We start from the raw sequence: 16,356 nt of genomic DNA on the forward strand, positions 1-16,356 counted from the left end.
GCGGGGAATAAAAGCCGCTGCAAAGCGCCGTCATCCCCTTGAAGAAAGGGATCCATGTCTTTTTTTGAAGGCATCTCATGGCGGTCGCGGGCCGGGTTGGAGCGGGCAAGGGCCGTCGAAACTCCTTCTCCGGCCTCGTAGAGTTGAATCGCTGCGTGCAGGGCGAAAAATCCGGATAGCGCGGTGGGCAACGATTCAACAAACGATGCCTGGCTCAGTCAGACAGTCGGCGCCCCTCGCCCGCCCCAACCCGATCCGCTCGTTCGGTGGTGGGGCGAACTGTCTGAAAATTTCAGATGCCCAGATTGTCGAAAATGTCGGGACGCGGGGAATAAAAGCCGCTGCAAAGCGCCATCATCCCCTTGAAGAAGGGGATCCATGACTTTTCTTTGAAGGCATCTCATGGCGGTCGCGGTCCGGGTTGGAGCGGTCCAGGTGATTTCCGCTTTCTACAGATACTTCTTGAAAACCGCCCCCAGACTTTCGGCCGTGAAGGGCTTGCGCAGGATGTCGTTGACTCCGGCCTCCAGGGCCGCCTTGTTGTCGTTGGCTTCGTCTTGGGTCGTGACCATGATCACGGGCAGATCCTTCTTGGAGAAGGACTTGCGGATTTCCCGGGTCAGGTCGATGCCGGTTATGTCCGGCATGTTCAGGTCCGTCAGCACCATCTCCGGCGTGTTCGATTGCAGCCATTCCAGGGCGCTGGCCGGGAATTCGAAAAGCACGGGCTCATAGCCCAGCTCATGCAGGGTGGACTTGTAGATGTTAAGGATCATGCGCGAGTCATCCACGGCACAGATGCGCTTGCGGACCGTCTTTTTCTCTTCCGGGGCCAGAAGCTTCAGGGCCAGTCCCGAATATCCGTGTTCTTTGAGAATGGAGTAGAAGAAGTCCCGGATGTCCTGATGGGCCTTCGACAGCTGACTGAGGGCCATGGGCTGGAAACGTTCCTCCTCCATGAGGCTCAGGAATATTTGTTTGGCCTGGGCGTTGATGGCGGTCCTTATGATGCGCTGGGCGTCCTCATCCCTTTCGCTGGCCAGATTCTTGATTCCGGCGGCCATGATCTCGTTGAAATTGCGGTCGATGGCCTTGGCGGCGGCGATGCACACGTGATCCACCGGATCGCTCAGGCCCTGCGTCAGCACGTAAGCCCCACGGTCCAGCGGCAAGAGGCCCAGGGCTTCGTAGGCGGCGAAGCGCACGTTGGCGTTGGCGGGGTGGGTGTGCAGCAGCTTGCGGATGGGCGAGATGGCGGCCGGGTCACCGATGTCGCCCAGCACATTTAATGTATGGATGCGCAGATCTGCGTCGTCGAAGAGTAGATTCTCGGTCAGGATGGGCACGGCCTTGGGACCGATGCCGACCAGGGTTTTTTTGGCGTAGGTGCGCAGATGGGCGTAATGGGAGCGCATGGCCTCGTTGAGCTTGTCCAGGGAGATGGAGTCCTGGACCTTGGCGAAGATGTCGAGGATGAGCAGATCGAGCTGGTTGTCCGTGCCCATGCGTTCCGCAAGCCGCAGCATGGCGGTGGGCGTGCCCAGCTTGCCAAGGGCCTTGGTGGCGGTGATGATCAGGGTCCGGTTGCCGGAGTAGAGAAACTCGCTCACGGTGTTGGTGGCCTGTGGATCGCCGATTTCACCCAGGGTGTCGAGGATCTGGTTGATTTCGCCTACGTCCGTGGCCGCGAGCAGGGCTTCGATCAGATTGTCGACCACTTCCTCCAGGCGCAGCTCTCCGGCCATCAATATGTACATGTCGCGGCACGGAGTCTGAGGGTCGCTTATGGCCTTGGCGAGCAATTGGGGCTGGGCCAGCATCTTGACGGCCAGAAGTTCCCTGACCATCGGTAGATTTGCGACCATGTCCCGGTGTTCGGAAATGAACCGGCAGAGGACAGGCACGGCGAACTCGGGCGCGGCTTCCCGAAACGCGCCAAGCACCTGCTCACGGATATTTTTATCCATGTTCTCCAGGTAACCCAGCACCAGACGCGCCTTGATGGGGTCTTTCCCTCGGATATTGTCCTTGATCTCGGCGAGCAGATGAGCGTGATCAGCCATGGCGACCTCCCAGGTTGGGGATGAGGGCGGACAGGAGCGAGCCCAGGGCATCGGCGGAGGCATTGGCCTGGTCCAGAATCTCTGCGTGAGACGTCTGGGCCATGCAATCCGGCAGGTTCTTGTTGGTCAGGCAGGATATGCCCAGGATTTTGAGGCCCATGTGGTGGGCGGTGATGGCTTCGGGCACCGTGGACATGCCGATGGCGTCGGCTCCCATGATGCGATACATGCGCGTCTCGGCCGGAGTTTCAAGGCTGGGGCCGGCCACGGCCACGTAGACTCCCTGTTCCAGGCGCTGTCTGCAATTCATGGCGGCCTGCATGGCCTGCTCGCGCAGGACGGGGCAATACACCTGGGACATGTCCGGGAAACGCGGTCCCCAGTCGTCGACATTGGGGCCGGTCAGAGGGTTGTGTCCGGTCATGTTGATGTGGTCGGTCAGCAGCATGAGCCCGCCGGTGGCAAACAGGGGATTCAGGGCTCCGGCGGCATTGGTCAGGATCAGGTTTTCGGTCCCGAGCAGACCAAGGCAGGCGATGGGCAGCGTCACTTCCTGCGGGCTGTAGCCCTCGTAGAGATGAAAGCGGCCGGAAAAGACAAAGACCGGCGTGCCCTTTATCTCGGCCACAAGAAGGGCCCCTGCGTGTCCTTCAACGGTGGAGACCGGGAACCCGGGGATGTCCGCATAGGGGATGCTTTTTTGAATCCATGCCGATTCGATCCATTTTCCCAGGCCGCTGCCGAGCACAAGAGCGGTGTTGGGGATGGAGGGGCAGTTTTTTCTGATCCAGTCGGTGGCGGTGCGGGCTCTGGTCTGTATATCGGTCATTATCGTTATCCTTGAATTTTTGGGTCACGGAGCGTTTCTGCCCGTTGATCTGGACAGCGCTCCAAACGCTGGTGTACTGATTTGTCAAGCTGGCTTTTTGGAACTCCCCGGCTTGTTTCAAGGCGTCCATGTCGCAAAGAAATCAGACTTATCTTTCATCTTTCTTGCGGATTGTTTTGGTTTTGGCAAGGATTCCGAAGAGTTTATTTCCGTTTTTGACGAGGAAAGCCAAGCCTGCCGGACTTGCCCCGATGCGATTATGGATATAAGCGGGTCCGGCTTTATGAAGGAATTTTATCTTTTTTCAACGCCCAACAGTTCACACAAGGAAAGGCTCTTTTAGACATGAAGAACCCCATCGAATCCAAGAAACATAAAGTTCTCATTGCCAATCGGGGTGAGATCGCCATTCGCATCATGCAGGCCTGCCGCAAGCTTGGCCTGGCATTCGTGGCGCTTTTCACCGAGCCGGACAAGGACAGCGAGCACTGCGTCCTGGCGCGCAAACTCGGCGGAGACGAATCCCTGTACCGTGTCAGCTCATATCTCGACGCCAACGAAATCTTTGCCGTGGCGGATCAGGCCGGAGCTACGGCGATTCATCCCGGATACGGCTTCTTTGCCGAGGATTACCGCTTTGCCCGCCGTGTGGCCCAACGCGAGCAGAAGCTCATTTTCATCGGGCCTTCCTGGCAGGTCATCCGCGAGCTCGGCGACAAGATCAACACCAAGCGTCTGGCCCGCAAACTGGGCGTGCCCACGGTGCCCGGATCGGACAAGCCCGTGACGGACGATCTTGAAGCCGAACACATCGCCAAATCCCTGTTCGATTTTCAGAAGGAACAGGGCATCAACAAACCCGTCATCCTGGTCAAGGCCTCGGCCGGGGGCGGCGGCATGGGCATCGAGGAAGTGGACGACCTGGACAAGTTCCGAAGCGTCCTGCGACGCATCAAGAGCTATTCCAAGCGTCAATTCCGCGATGAAGGCGTGCTCATTGAACAGCGCATCTTCGACTTCAACCATCTGGAAGTGCAGATCGTGTCCGACCGCACTGGCCAGAATCCCGTCCATTTCGGCACCCGCAACTGCTCGGTGCAGTCTCTCGGACACCAGAAACGCATCGAGGTCGCGCCCGGGTTCGATCCGTCCTCCCTGCGCTACGCCTTCGACGCGAAGAAGGTGCTCGAAGACATCACCGAATATTCCCTGCGCATGGCCCGCGAAGCCGGTTATGACAATGTCGGCACCTGGGAATGGATCGTCAGCCCCACGGGGCAGCCGTTCCTGATGGAGGTCAACACCCGCATCCAGGTCGAGAACGGGGTCTCCGCGCGCATCGCGGCCATCAAGGGCAAGGGCGAGGTCGATCTCATCGCCGAGCAGATCCGGGTCGGTCTGGGCGCGCCGCTTGGCTACACCCAGAAGGACATCACCCTGAACGGCGTCGGCATCGAATACCGCATCATCGCCGAGGATCCGGACAACAAGTTCTCTCCCTGGGTGGGCCGTATCACCTCCTTTGGCTGGCCGGAGCAGGATTGGCTCAAGCTGCACAGTCAGGTGCCCACGGACCGGGAATACGAGATTCCGACGGACTTCGATCCCAACCTGGCCCTGGCCATCATCTGGGGCAAGGATCTGGCCGAGGCCAAGGCCCGTGGCGTTGAATTCCTGAATTCGCTGAACCTGCAGGGTGAGAACGCTTCCGGCGAAGCCCTGAAGTCCAATGTCGAATTCCTGAAACGCAAGACCGAGGGCATCCTGGCTTTCTAGGTTTCAAGCCGGCGCCTGGATCACATCCGCGCCGAGCACTGATTAAGCGCTCAAGCTACGCCGGAAAATCCGGCATAACCCAAGCATGCGAGGCAATCGCGCACTCTTATGGATATCGAAAAACGCATACAAGAACTTCGGGACCGCCTGAAATATATTCTGGACATCTTCGGACCCGATGAAAATACCAATGTCATCATGCTTGAAGCCAAGCTCGGCGAGTATGTCGCTCGCGAGCCGGGCCTGCCCAAGCAGGAAGCCATAAGGCAACTGGAAACTCTGGAAGAGCTGTTTCGCTTCCTGGAGAAGAAGCTCGAACGCGAGCTGACCCCCATGAACAAGGTGCGCATCGTCCGGCACCCGCAACGCATCTGCCTCAAGGACATCCTTGAAAACGTGTACGACAACTACACCGAGATCGGCGGTCAGGACGAGTACAGCATCGATCCGAGCATGCTCATCGCCCGAGCCTACATCACCCGCAGGCGTGGCAACAAGGTCCACAACCAGGCCGTCATGGTCATCGGTCAGGAAAAGGGGCACGGCCAGGAGTTCCGCAACGGCGGTTCCGTCAAGCCCTGGGGCAACGCCAAGGCTCTGTACTACATGAAGGTCGCCGAGACCGAGAACATTCCGATCCACACCTACATCTTCACACCGGGCTCCTACCCCATCGAGGACTATCCCGGCGCGGCGCAGCAGATTGCCGACAACCTCTATGACATGGCCGGCCTCAAGGTGCCCATCGTGGCGGTCATTTCCGAAGGCGGTTCCGGCGGAGCCGAGGCCATTGGCCTTGCCGACACGCGCATCATGATGTCGCACGGCTACTATTCGGTCATCTCGCCCGAGGGCGCGGCCGCCATCGAAGGCCGCCTGCGCGGCGGGCAGCGCGCCGAACCCAAACTCATCGAGCACTGTGCCAAGCAGCTCAAGATGACGGCGGACGACAACCGCGCCATGGGTTTTGTGGACTGGAAGATCAATGAGCCCGAGCTTGGCGCGCGGCCCGAGCATTACGACTTCTTCCGCAAGCTGCGTAAATCCGTGGTCTCTTCGACGGACGAGATAGTCCTGAACGTCCGGGGAATGCGCTTTTTCCGGTCCCTTGCGCTGCGGCGTCACAAGGGCGCGGACGTGTACGTGCGCTGGAGCCTCGACAGCCGGGCCAAGGAGCGTCTGCTCTGGACCCGCTACATGAAGTTCCGTCGCATGGCCCAGGACGCCTACCTGGACAAGCGCCATTGGCTCAGCCGGGGCAGCGACTGGACCAGTGAGTTCATATCCTCCCTGTACTCCTATTTCCGCTACGATCTCTTCGGCAAGCAGCACAAGAAGGTCACGGAGCTGGCTGAGGACATGCACGCGGAGATGCAGGTCGTGGTCGGCCGCTCTTCGCGATACTGGAAGAACGTCATGTCCAAGCTGTCTTTCGGCAAGACCAAGAAGGACGTGGACAAGGCCGGACTGACTTCCCTGTCCGCCTGGGACGACGGTGCGCAGAACAGCGGCAAGTGGCAGTACGTCAGCCCCCAGGCCAAGCTCGACCGGGCCGTGGTCTGCCCCAACACCGCCGTGCACGGATGCCTTGACCAGTGGGCCCCGGATCTCTTCGGGGAGTGGGCCGGAGTGTGCAGCTTTTGCGGGCACCATTTTCCCATGGAATACCAGTGGTATCTGCACAACATCTTCGATCCCGGCTCCATCTACGAGGTCTTCAGCGAGATCGAGTCCACCAATCCCCTGAAGTTCGAGGGATTCGACCTCAAGCTCGACGAGGCCAAGCGCAAGACCGGCCACAAGTGCGGGTGCATGACCTTTGAAGCCCGCATCGAGGGCACTTCGGTCATGGTCGCCATGTTCATGGGCGCTTTCCGTGGCGGCAGCGTAGGCGCGGCCGAGGGCGAGAAGTTCATTCGCGCCATGGAAAGGGCGCGCAAGAAGCAGCTGCCTTTCCTGTCCTATGTGCACGGCACCGCAGGCATCCGCATCCAGGAAGGCGTCAACGGCGTCATCCAGATGCCGCGCTGCACCATGGCAGTGCGCCGCTACACCGAAGCCGGCGGCCTGTATCTGGTGCTCTACGACACCAATTCCTACGCCGGGCCCGTGGCCAGCTTTCTGGGATGCTCGCCGTACCAGTTCTCGGTGCGTTCGGCCAATATCGGTTTCGCCGGTCCCGGAGTCATCAAGGAGACTACAGGCATGGATATCCCGCCCAATTACCACAACGCCTATCAGGCGCTGGCTCGCGGGCATATCCAGGGCATCTGGGATCGCCGGGAAATCCGGGGCAACCTGGTCCAGTCCCTGCAAACCATGGGCGGCCGCAACCTTTATTACCGTTAGGAGACCGTAGAAAAATGGCGATCTGCCGCGTCAGCGAAAAATCCAGACCGCTCATGTATGCGCAATACACCGCGCGCCTGGATTTTTTCGCTACCTTGCATCTCACCATTTTTGAACGGTCTGCGAATTTTGAATTTTTCAGTCAGTTAGGAGTCATCAGTGATTGACGTTAAAGAATTGTTGCGGGAGCTGCGCGAGGAACCTTACGAGAAGATCTCCATCAAGGCTCCCCATAGCGGAAAAGTGGAATTCGTGGCCAAGGAGCCCGGAGTGCGGGTCGTGGGCCCCAGCGGCACCTGGAAGGAGGTCCCCGGGACTCTGTTGGTCCGGATGGAGCGCGAGAATGTCAAGAAACCTCTGTTCGCCCCGCAGAAGGGCGAGGTCATGTCCCTGGGCGAGATCGAAAACGGCCAGTTCGTGCAGGCCGGTCAGGAACTCATGACCATCCGGCATTACCTGACCCGCGAAGAGGTCATCGCCCGTATCCTGCGCCGCTCCCTGTCCCTGTTTCTGGCCCCGGAGAAGGGTAAGTATTATTTCTTCCCCGACGTGGACATCAAGATCAAGACCAAGGGCAGCCAGAGCGTGCACATAAAGGACGGGATGGAGCTTTTCATCCTTTCGCGCATGAAGCGCGAGACCTCGATCCGGTACAGCGGCCCGGACGGCATCATCTATGCCGTCTATTTCGAGACCAACGACTCCGTGGACCGGGACAGCCCGCTCATCGGAGTCTGTCCCGAAGACCAGCTTGGCCAGATTCAGGAAGTCGTCAGCCGAGTGCAGAGCGACTGGGAGGAGAGAGACTGATGGGCAAGGTCCTGCAAGTTCGAGTGTACGCCTACACCTACAGCGAGGAAGATGTCCGCAAGGCCTGGCCACGGCTGTGGAGCCTGGCCTTCGAAGAGACCAAACCCGGATTTCCCTACGAGATGGCTGGGGTGCTTGAGCTTGTCAGGGCCCTTGATGACCTGTATCAGTTCGGAGTCATTGCCGAGGCCATCAGCAAGGTTTTGGCCTCGGGACTTCCCAAGGTCGTGCAGGCGGTGGAGGAGTTGCAGCGGCACCTTGCCGACTGGAATCCGCAGGCCGCCAACCAGGCCTCCGACAGGATCGAAGAGGGGCTTGGCGAGCTGGAAAGGCTGGTGGCCAATCCATGACCGAATCAACATACACGAGGAGACGACATGGCAGGTAGTCTGAATAAAGCAATCCTGATCGGCCGTTTGGGCCGTGATCCGGAGATGCGCTACACTCCGTCCGGGCAGCCGGTGGCCAATTTTTCCATTGCCACGGATGAGACATACACGGGCAAGGACGGGCAGAAGGTCGAAAAGACCGAATGGCACCGCATCGTGGTCTGGGGCAAGCAGGCTGAATTCTGCGGCAATTATCTTTCCAAGGGCCGCCTGGTCTACATCGAGGGCAAGATCGAGACCCGCAAGTGGACAGACAAGGACGGCGTGGAGAAATACACCACGGAAATCAAGGCCGACCGCGTGCAGGGACTCGATTCCCGCCAGCCCGAAGGCGGCTACGCCCAGGCCCCGCAATACCAGCAGCGCCCCCAGGCCGCACCCCAGCAGGGCGGCGGGAAGGCCGGCTACGACGACGACATGGGCCCGGCCTTCCCTTCCGAGGCCAGCGGGATGGATGACGCGCCGTTTTAGCGAATACCTTTTTACAAACTGTAAATAATAGAAGTGGAGTCACTGAAATGACTCCACTTTTTTTGTTGTTGACAACTCCCCGATAGAGAAAATCAACAAATCCCCAGTAGGCTCTCCTTGTTGGGGATTTGTCATTCTTGTGATGTTTCTGAAGGAAATGGCGTCTGTTTTTTATCGAAAGATGGCATTGCAACAGGTCGTCATTCCCTTGGACCCGCTCGGCTCGTTTCAGACCCGGGAAATGGCGGCAACTATTTGGTCTTTGATTTTTTAAGCTCCGTGAGTGAAGACAACTGGAGCAGGGTTGAATGACGGCAGGACATGGGCTCGGTCTTTTGATGAGATAAGTAGCCATGTCGTGTGTAATCAATAAGTTGGGAAATAAAGGTGAGGAAAATGGAGAAGGCGAAGGTTTATTTTACCGATTTTCGCACGGTGGCATTTGGAGACGGGCTGCCCACCAAGCTCAAGAAGATGCTCAGAAAGGCCGGGATCGGGGAGATCGACATGGACGGAAAGTTCGTGGCCATCAAGCTGCATTTTGGGGAACTGGGCAACATCAGCTATCTGCGTCCCAACTATGCCAAGGCCGTGGCCGACCTGGTCAAGGAGTTTGGCGGCAAGCCGTTTTTGACCGACTGCAACACCATGTACCCGGGCAAGCGCAAGAACGCTCTCGAGCATCTGGAATGCGCCTGGGAAAACGGGTTCTCGCCGCTGTCGGTCGGCTGCCCCATCCTCATCGGGGACGGGCTGAAGGGAACCGACGATATCGCGGTGCCCGTGGTCGGCGGGGAATATGTCAAGGAAGCCAAGATCGGGCGGGCCGTCATGGACGCGGACGTGTTCGTCAGCCTGACGCATTTCAAGGGACATGAGATGACCGGTTTCGGCGGGGCCATCAAGAATATCGGCATGGGCTGTGGCTCTCGGGCCGGCAAGACCGAGCAGCACAGCGGCGGCAAGGCCTCCATCGACGAGGCCAAATGCCGGGGCTGCATGGCCTGCCTGAAGGAATGCGCCAACGAGGGGCTTTTCTTCGACGAGGAAGCAGGGAAAATGCGCGTCAACGAGGACAATTGCGTCGGCTGCGGCCGCTGTCTCGGGGCGTGTAATTTCGACGCCATCGCATTCAGGAATTTCGCGGCCAACGAGCTCCTGAACAAGCGCATGGCGGAATATACCAAGGCGGTCGTGGACGGCCGTCCACACTTCCACATCTCGCTTATCGTGGATGTCTCCCCCAACTGCGACTGTCACGGCGAAAACGACGCGCCCATCCTGCCCAACCTCGGGATGTTCGCTTCCTTCGACCCGTTGGCCCTGGACCAGGCCTGCGTGGACGCCTGCATGAAGGCCAAGCCGCTCCCGGGGAGCCAGCTCTACGAAAACTTGTCAAAGCCGGATTTTCTGGACCATCACGACCACTTCAAGAACTCCACGCCCCAGTCGGAATGGCGTTCCTGCCTCGATCATGCGGAAAAGATCGGACTGGGTACCCGGGACTATGAGCTGATCTCCGTCAAATAAGCCCTGTGCATGAAGCGGAGGGCTTATCGACGAGTCGGAACGGTTTTGACTTTGTCGGCCTGATTGGCCGGAATACGGCCGACACGCTGCCGCTGGTCACGTTCCTGGCTTATGCGGATCACGGCATCGTGCAGGACCCTTCCGGAAGTGAGCAGGAATCTTGTCCACGGTATGGACGCCAGGCAGGCCAGATAGGAAACAGAAAGCCGGAGGGCGTATGAGCCACGATAGATTGGCGGACATCGGAGTTGTCGGGCTGGCGGTCATGGGGGAGAATCTTGTGCTCAACATGGAGGGCAAGGGCTTCACCGTGGCCTGCTTCAATCGCACCGTGGTCAAGGTCGATGCGTTCATGAGCGGGCGTGGCGCGAACAAAAATATCATCGGCTGTCATGACCTTAAGGAACTGGTCCAGGCGCTCTCAAGGCCGCGCAAGGTCATGTGCATGATCAAGGCCGGCGAAGCCGTGGACGCGCTGATGACAGCCCTCATCCCCCTGCTCGAACCCGGCGACATCATCATCGACGGGGGAAATTCGCATTATCTGGACACCAGCCGCCGCGTGCTGGAAGCGCGCGAGCACAACATCCTGTTCGTTGGGACCGGTATTTCCGGCGGAGAGGAAGGCGCGTTGACCGGCCCCTCGATCATGCCCGGAGGCGCCACCCCGGCCTGGGAGAGCATCCGGCCCATTTTTCAGCGCATCTGCGCCGTGACGCCCGACGGCGAGCCCTGCTGCGAGTGGATGGGCGAAGGCGGGGCCGGGCATTTTGTCAAGATGGTGCACAATGGCATCGAGTACGGCGACATGCAGCTCATCTGCGAAGTCTACCACCTGATGAAGGCCGGGCTCGGGATGTCCAACGAAGACATGCGCGCCGTCTTTTCCCGCTGGAACATGGGGCGGCTCGATTCCTACCTGATCGAGATCACGGCGGACATTCTCGGTTTCCGCGACGAGGAGGGCACCTACCCCCTCGACGTCATCCTCGACGCCGCCCAGCAGAAGGGCACGGGCAAGTGGACGGTCAACGTGGCCCTTGATGTGGGGCAGCCCCTTACGCTCATCGGGGAAGCCGTCTTCGCCCGGTCCCTGTCGGCCCTGAAGGACGAGCGTCTTGCCGCCTCCAAGGTTCTCGCAGGTCCCGCGCCATCGGGCATGGACGTGCTGTTCGAAGACCTCGAACAGGCCCTCTATGCCGCCAAGATCGTCTCCTACGCCCAGGGTTTTCAGCTTCTGCGGGCCGAGGCGCAAGAACAGGGATGGGCCCTAGACCATGGGAAAATCGCCAGGATATGGCGCGGCGGGTGCATCATTCGCTCCGCCTTTCTGAAGAATATTGAAAGCGCCTTTTCCGAGAACCCGGATCTTGTGAACCTTCTGCTTGATTCTTTTTTCAGCGAAGCGGTCGTGCAGGCCCAGACCGGCTGGCGGCGCGTCGTGGCGGCCGGGGCCGTGAGCGGCATCCCCATGCCGACTCTGTCGGCAGCTCTGGCCTTTTTCGACGGCTACCGCGCGGCTGTGCTGCCCGCCAACCTGTTGCAGGCCCAGCGCGATTATTTCGGAGCCCACACCTACGAGAGGACGGACCGGCCTCGCGGCGAGCGCTTTCACACCAACTGGACCGGGAGGGGCGGCGCGACCTCCTCGACGTCCTATGAAGTCTAGGGAGCAAGGGGAATGATATTTGCGAATAAATGCGCGCGATGCGTGGGATCGGCCATCATGACGGCCGTTCTGCGTTTCTGGGCGGCAAGCGGCCCTGTCGGCGCTGCAAAATTTGAACACGGACACGGAATTTCGTTTATCTTCAAATGTCACGGGAAGGATTTCGTGCCTGGATTTTCCCCGGCATCGGGTTTCGACGGACTCAAGAACAAGGAACGGGCGGTCATGAATTTTATTGCAAAATACGTCTCCGATGAAATGCGCAGCTTCTTTTCAGGCGGCGGATATGATTTGGAGTACATCGATTACGACTGGCCCCTGAACGAACAGGAGGTCGCCCCATGAGACGTGTTGCATCTTTCCGGCAAGGCAGGGTTCTCAAGATCCTGGCGATGCTTCTCGCTGCGGGGCTGTTGCTGGCGGCAGCCCGGTACTTCGATGTGCAGACCCTTTTCCGGCAGGCCTTGCAGTGGATCGCGGATCTCGGTCCGACGGGTCCGATCCTTTTTGTCGCCCTGTACATCATAGCCTGCGTGCTGCTTCTGCCCGGGTCCATATTGACCCTCGGGGCGGGGGTGGTCTTTGGTCTGGGCAAGGGCTTCATCGCCGTTTCCGTGGGCGCGACCCTGGGCGCGACCTGCGCTTTCCTGGTGGGACGCTATCTGGCCCGGGACTGGGTGGCCGCGAAGATCGCGGGCAACGAGAAATTCAGGGCCGTTGATGATGCCGTGGCCCGCGAGGGCTGGAAGATCGTATTTCTGACCCGCCTGTCGCCCGTTTTCCCTTTCAATATCCTCAATTACGCCTTCGGCCTGACCAAGGTCGGCCTCAAGGATTTTTTTCTGGCTTCCTGGATCGGCATGATCCCCGGGACCATCATGTATGTGTACATCGGCTCCCTGGCCGGGGATCTGGCCGGTCTTGGCGCTGGCGGGCGCGAGCGCACAGCCGGGGAGTGGGCTCTGTACGGGGTGGGCTTTCTGGCCACCGTCGCCGTGACGGTTGTCGTCACACGCCTGGCCCGCAAGGCGCTGGCGGGCAAAATCGCAGCGTGAAGGAGATTCGTCATGGCGGATTCGAAGGTGCATTCTGTAAAACTTGAGCCCCGGGACGAGCACAACAGGGCGCTGGAGTCCTTGGTTCATCCATCGGGCTGGACCAATCCCAGGCCAAGGCCCGTCTACAACCTCGTGGTCATCGGCGGCGGGACAGCCGGGCTCGTGTGCGCGGCCGGGGCGGCCGGGCTGGGGGCCAAGGTGGCCCTCATCGAACGGGATTTTCTCGGTGGCGATTGCCTGAACTTCGGGTGCGTTCCGTCCAAGGCGCTGCTCCGGGCAGGACGCGCGGCAGCGGCCGTGCGGGACGCCGGAGACTTCGGCGTGCATGTGCCGGACGGGACCCGCGTCGACTTCGGTCAGGTCATGGAGCGCATGCGCAGGCTGCGGGCGTCCATCGCGCCGAGCGACTCCGCGCAGCGTTTTCGGGACCTGGGGGTGGATGTGTTCCTCGGCCAGGGGCGTTTCACGGACCCTCACACCGTGGAGGTCGGCGGGGAGCGACTGTCTTTTGTCAAGGCGGTGGTCGCCACCGGGGCGCGGGCCGCAGCGCCGCCCATCGAAGGGCTGGAGACGGTGCGCTACCTCACCAACGAGACGATCTTTTCCCTGACCGAGCTGCCCAGACGCCTGGCCGTCATCGGCACGGGACCCGTCGGCTGCGAGCTGGCCCAGGCTTTCGCCCGCTTCGGCTCCGAGGTGCTGCTGATCGAGTCTTCCCGAGACATCCTGCCCAAGGAGGACCGGGATGCGGCGGAGATCGTCCGCAAGGCGCTGCTTAAGGATGGCGTGAAGCTTCTGTGTTGTGGCAAGGAGGTCAAGGTCTCGGGGGCGGACGGAGACAAAATCCGGCTCGTGGCCAACTCCAAGGCGGGCAGCTATGACGAGGTTGTCGACGAGCTGCTTATCGCCGTTGGTCGCAAGCCCAACGTCGAGGGGCTGGGACTGGAGGAGGCCGGGGTGACGTTCTCGGCCAAGGGCGTGCAGGTCGATGACCATCTGCGCACGACCAACCCCGACATCTTCGCCGCCGGGGACGTCTGCTCCCCCTTCCAGTTCACCCACGCCGCGGACTTCATGGCCCGCACGGTGCTGCGCAACGCGCTGTTCAAGGGACGGGCCAAGGTCAGCGCCCTGACCATCCCCTGGTGCACGTATACGGAGCCCGAGATCGCCCACGTGGGCCTGACCGAGCGGGACGCTACGGAGAAAGGCATCGCGGTTGACACCTTCACCCGGTCCTTGGACGAGGTCGACAGGGCGATCCTCGAAGGGCAGACTGATGGCTTTGTAAGGGTGCATGTGCGCAAGGGCACGGACAGGATCGTGGGCGCGACGATCGTCGCCGGCAATGCGGGCGACATGATCTCGGAGATTTCGCTGGCCATGACGAGCGGTCTGGGGCTTGGAAAAATCGCAAACACCATCCATCCCTACCCGACCCAGGGCGAGGCCATCCGCCAGGTCGCCGACGCCTACAACAGGGGCAGGTTGACCCCGCTTGTGAAGTCTCTCTTTGGCTACTGGCTTGCCTGGCAGCGCAGACGGAAGTGAAGCCCGGGGCATATGCCGTTCCAGTCATGGCGATAACGTCATGGCAAGACAGAGCTGCTTCGTTTCATTGTAATTTGATATCGATTTCCGGACGGGATGAAGGCTGCGCCGCCCTTAAGGTCATGACGGCGCAGCGTTACCGATTTTTCTCATTCCGGTAGCAGGAACTGTTTGCGTATTTACATGTAAATTCCGTGGTAATTTTGGAAAAATGATGGCTTTATCAAGCTTGAATCGGCCCGGAAGAACTTGCGGATTTTTTCATGTTGGCGCTGTTGTCCGGGAAGCACGAATAGGGGGAGCGGGATTCATGAAGCGCTCGAAGATGGCGCATGGCGCTGAATGGTCGGAAAATGTTCCGGTGCCGCGATGAAGTGGAGCCTGATCGGCGTCCTGTCGCTTATGGTCCTCTTTTTGGCGTGCTCCGCGTACGGCGAGCCGCTCAGACTGAGCACGCTTGAGTGGCCTCCTTTCGTCGGTCGGGATCTTCCGGACCAGGGGACGACCGGCGCTCGCGTGCGGCGCATTTGCGCCGTCGCGGGGCTGGAGCCGCTCATGTCTTTTTTGCCCTGGAGGCGAGTGCTCATGGAGGCTCGCACCGGGGCCGCCCAAGGCTACTTTCCTGAATACCGTTCGGCAAGTCGTGAGAAGGAGTTTTACTTCTCGAAGGCAGTCGGGTGCAGTGTGGTGGGGCTGGTGCACAAAAGTGGCATGACGCGGAACTGGACCCGGCTGGAGGATCTGGCCGCCTACAGGATCGGCGTCGTGGACGGGTATGTGAACACCGAGGAATTCGACCGTCTTGTGGACATGGGCATCCTGCATCCCATCAAGTGCAATTCCGATGAGCTGGCCCTGCGCATGATCGAGGCCGGGCGCATCGACGCGGTCGTCATGGACCGGGCCGTGTTCCGGCATCTTTCAGGCCCGGTGAAACCGTCGCACGCGCCGCCTCCGCTGGTCTTCGCTGAAAAAATCCTGGTCGTGCATTCACTGCACGTCTGTTTTCCCCGGACTCCCGCCGGAAAGTCGCTGGTGGAGCGCTTTAACCGCGCAATCGTGTCCGGCGGGCTTGAGCTGATTTGCGCCTCCACGTCCGAGGGCAGACCCTGACTATTCACCGCTTTGTCCTCCTTGCATCCAAAGATGTTGGCCTTTTAGCGTATTCCGGGCAATCCGCTGAGTCGGGGTCGTTTCCTGGCGAATTTTTTCGGAGAATTCCGGTGACAGTTCTAGGACGGAAGCGCCTCTGTGTCTTCAATTGAGTGTGTGTTGTCGATATGTTGAATTGACAAACATGACCCCGTTGGTTTTGATGCGCACCTCGTGCCCAAGGATAACTCCCGGATGAGCGGCATGGTTTATTTGTTTTCAGGCACCGCAATCCACGCCGTCTGCGTGTAAAATCGGCGCTGACGGTCTTGCCAAACGGTCCCGGGCGCGGGACAAACATGGATGGTGCGGGATATGATTATCGGAGTGGGTGTCGACATTGCGGAGCTGGAGAGGATCGCGCGGTCGTATGCGCGGTTCGGCGACAAATTCAGCTCAAGAATTCTGACCCCGGCGGAGATGGCTCTTGTTCCGGCCAATGCGGTCCCTTTTCTGGCCTCCCGCTTCGCGGCCAAGGAGGCGGCGGTCAAGGCGCTAGGCACGGGATTCAGCGGAGGGATCACTTTCCAGGATATCGAGGTCCGTTCCGACGCGCTCGGGAAGCCGCTGCTCTTTTTTCACAACCAGGCCGAGCTCAGGTGCCGGGCCCTGGGGGTTCGGACCACACACATCACCCTGTCCCACAGCCGCGAAAACGCCGTGGCCATGGTCATTCTTGAGGGATGAGCTTCGCGCAGATTCTAATCCT

16 protein-coding genes are annotated in these 16,356 nt (G+C 60.0%); 14 read left to right on the plus strand and 2 right to left on the minus strand.

All coding sequences use genetic code 11. From position 1 onward, the window contains the following. Positions 1–449 precede the first annotated feature (449 nt). Both BMZ40_RS14630 and BMZ40_RS14635 read right to left on the minus strand, forming a co-directional pair. Positions 450–2,063, minus strand: a complete 1,614-nt coding sequence (locus BMZ40_RS14630; protein WP_092377376.1) for a response regulator — start codon at positions 2,061–2,063, stop codon at positions 450–452. Further along, complete coding sequence (locus BMZ40_RS14635; protein WP_092377381.1) at positions 2,056–2,892, minus strand: purine-nucleoside phosphorylase; 837 nt, start codon at positions 2,890–2,892, stop codon at positions 2,056–2,058. Before BMZ40_RS14635 ends, BMZ40_RS14630 begins: the two co-directional genes overlap by 8 nt. On the opposite strand from BMZ40_RS14635, the gene BMZ40_RS19330 reads away from it, so the two are divergent. From BMZ40_RS19330 to BMZ40_RS14700, 14 genes are all read left to right on the plus strand, one after another. Further along, positions 2,864–3,235, plus strand: a complete 372-nt coding sequence (locus tag BMZ40_RS19330) for a hypothetical protein (RefSeq protein WP_143075652.1) — start codon at positions 2,864–2,866, stop codon at positions 3,233–3,235. The genes BMZ40_RS14635 and BMZ40_RS19330 overlap by 29 nt on opposite strands. A 2-nt stretch (positions 3,236–3,237) precedes the next feature. Continuing rightward, positions 3,238–4,668 (plus strand): biotin carboxylase N-terminal domain-containing protein, encoded by a 1,431-nt coding sequence (locus BMZ40_RS14645; RefSeq protein WP_092377389.1) that lies wholly within the window; start codon positions 3,238–3,240, stop codon positions 4,666–4,668. A gap of 108 nt (positions 4,669–4,776) precedes the next feature. After that, entirely contained in the window at positions 4,777–7,017 is a 2,241-nt protein-coding gene (locus BMZ40_RS14650; RefSeq protein WP_092377393.1) for a carboxyl transferase domain-containing protein, read from the plus strand. Between the two features lie 14 nt (positions 7,018–7,031). Then, the gene (locus BMZ40_RS19670) at positions 7,032–7,184 is read left to right on the plus strand and encodes a hypothetical protein (RefSeq protein WP_177193195.1); all 153 of its coding nucleotides are present in this window, start codon (positions 7,032–7,034) and stop codon (positions 7,182–7,184) included. Beyond that, positions 7,177–7,827 carry a biotin/lipoyl attachment domain-containing protein gene (locus tag BMZ40_RS14655; protein ID WP_092377397.1) on the plus strand — a complete coding sequence of 217 codons (651 nt, stop codon included), beginning with the start codon at positions 7,177–7,179 and terminating at the stop codon, positions 7,825–7,827. Before BMZ40_RS19670 ends, BMZ40_RS14655 begins: the two co-directional genes overlap by 8 nt. Then, positions 7,827–8,177 (plus strand): hypothetical protein, encoded by a 351-nt coding sequence (locus BMZ40_RS14660; RefSeq protein WP_092377400.1) that lies wholly within the window; start codon positions 7,827–7,829, stop codon positions 8,175–8,177. The genes BMZ40_RS14655 and BMZ40_RS14660 overlap by 1 nt, the downstream gene beginning before the upstream one ends. Positions 8,178–8,204: 27 nt before the next feature. After that, positions 8,205–8,687 (plus strand): single-stranded DNA-binding protein, encoded by a 483-nt coding sequence (locus BMZ40_RS14665; RefSeq protein WP_092377403.1) that lies wholly within the window; start codon positions 8,205–8,207, stop codon positions 8,685–8,687. A gap of 396 nt (positions 8,688–9,083) precedes the next feature. Next, a complete protein-coding gene (locus tag BMZ40_RS14670) occupies positions 9,084–10,217 on the plus strand; it encodes a DUF362 domain-containing protein (RefSeq protein ID WP_092377406.1) in 1,134 nt (377 codons plus the stop codon). Between the two features lie 217 nt (positions 10,218–10,434). After that, entirely contained in the window at positions 10,435–11,886 is a 1,452-nt protein-coding gene (gene gnd, locus BMZ40_RS14675) for a decarboxylating NADP(+)-dependent phosphogluconate dehydrogenase (protein WP_092377409.1), read from the plus strand. A 12-nt stretch (positions 11,887–11,898) separates the two neighbouring features. Next, a complete protein-coding gene (locus tag BMZ40_RS14680; protein WP_092377412.1) occupies positions 11,899–12,231 on the plus strand; it encodes a hypothetical protein in 333 nt (110 codons plus the stop codon). After that, positions 12,228–12,941: a TVP38/TMEM64 family protein gene (locus BMZ40_RS14685; RefSeq protein ID WP_092377415.1), complete on the plus strand. Its 714-nt coding sequence runs from the start codon at positions 12,228–12,230 to the stop codon at positions 12,939–12,941. The genes BMZ40_RS14680 and BMZ40_RS14685 overlap by 4 nt, the downstream gene beginning before the upstream one ends. 12 nt (positions 12,942–12,953) lie before the next feature. Then, positions 12,954–14,495 carry a mercuric reductase gene (locus BMZ40_RS14690; protein ID WP_092377420.1) on the plus strand — a complete coding sequence of 514 codons (1,542 nt, stop codon included), beginning with the start codon at positions 12,954–12,956 and terminating at the stop codon, positions 14,493–14,495. A 369-nt stretch (positions 14,496–14,864) separates the two neighbouring features. Further along, positions 14,865–15,608, plus strand: a complete 744-nt coding sequence (locus tag BMZ40_RS14695) for a substrate-binding periplasmic protein (RefSeq protein ID WP_177193196.1) — start codon at positions 14,865–14,867, stop codon at positions 15,606–15,608. 354 nt (positions 15,609–15,962) lie between these two features. Beyond that, positions 15,963–16,334 carry a holo-[acyl-carrier-protein] synthase gene (locus tag BMZ40_RS14700; protein ID WP_092377426.1) on the plus strand — a complete coding sequence of 124 codons (372 nt, stop codon included), beginning with the start codon at positions 15,963–15,965 and terminating at the stop codon, positions 16,332–16,334. Positions 16,335–16,356 lie beyond the last annotated feature (22 nt).

It is taken from the genome of Desulfomicrobium apsheronum (genome assembly GCF_900114115.1).
GTDB lineage: Bacteria > Desulfobacterota > Desulfovibrionia > Desulfovibrionales > Desulfomicrobiaceae > Desulfomicrobium > Desulfomicrobium apsheronum.

Coding starts and splice junctions, on each gene's coding strand:
- BMZ40_RS14630 (WP_092377376.1), bottom strand. CDS start 2,063: ATGGCTGATCACGCTCATCTGCTCGCCGAGATCAAGGACAATATCCGA.
- BMZ40_RS14635 (WP_092377381.1), bottom strand. CDS start 2,892: ATGACCGATATACAGACCAGAGCCCGCACCGCCACCGACTGGATCAGA.
- BMZ40_RS14645 (WP_092377389.1), top strand. CDS start 3,238: ATGAAGAACCCCATCGAATCCAAGAAACATAAAGTTCTCATTGCCAAT.
- BMZ40_RS14650 (WP_092377393.1), top strand. CDS start 4,777: ATGGATATCGAAAAACGCATACAAGAACTTCGGGACCGCCTGAAATAT.
- BMZ40_RS19670 (WP_177193195.1), top strand. CDS start 7,032: ATGGCGATCTGCCGCGTCAGCGAAAAATCCAGACCGCTCATGTATGCG.
- BMZ40_RS14660 (WP_092377400.1), top strand. CDS start 7,827: ATGGGCAAGGTCCTGCAAGTTCGAGTGTACGCCTACACCTACAGCGAG.
- BMZ40_RS14665 (WP_092377403.1), top strand. CDS start 8,205: ATGGCAGGTAGTCTGAATAAAGCAATCCTGATCGGCCGTTTGGGCCGT.
- BMZ40_RS14670 (WP_092377406.1), top strand. CDS start 9,084: ATGGAGAAGGCGAAGGTTTATTTTACCGATTTTCGCACGGTGGCATTT.
- gnd (WP_092377409.1), top strand. CDS start 10,435: ATGAGCCACGATAGATTGGCGGACATCGGAGTTGTCGGGCTGGCGGTC.
- BMZ40_RS14680 (WP_092377412.1), top strand. CDS start 11,899: ATGATATTTGCGAATAAATGCGCGCGATGCGTGGGATCGGCCATCATG.
- BMZ40_RS14685 (WP_092377415.1), top strand. CDS start 12,228: ATGAGACGTGTTGCATCTTTCCGGCAAGGCAGGGTTCTCAAGATCCTG.
- BMZ40_RS14690 (WP_092377420.1), top strand. CDS start 12,954: ATGGCGGATTCGAAGGTGCATTCTGTAAAACTTGAGCCCCGGGACGAG.
- BMZ40_RS14695 (WP_177193196.1), top strand. CDS start 14,865: ATGAAGTGGAGCCTGATCGGCGTCCTGTCGCTTATGGTCCTCTTTTTG.
- BMZ40_RS14700 (WP_092377426.1), top strand. CDS start 15,963: ATGATTATCGGAGTGGGTGTCGACATTGCGGAGCTGGAGAGGATCGCG.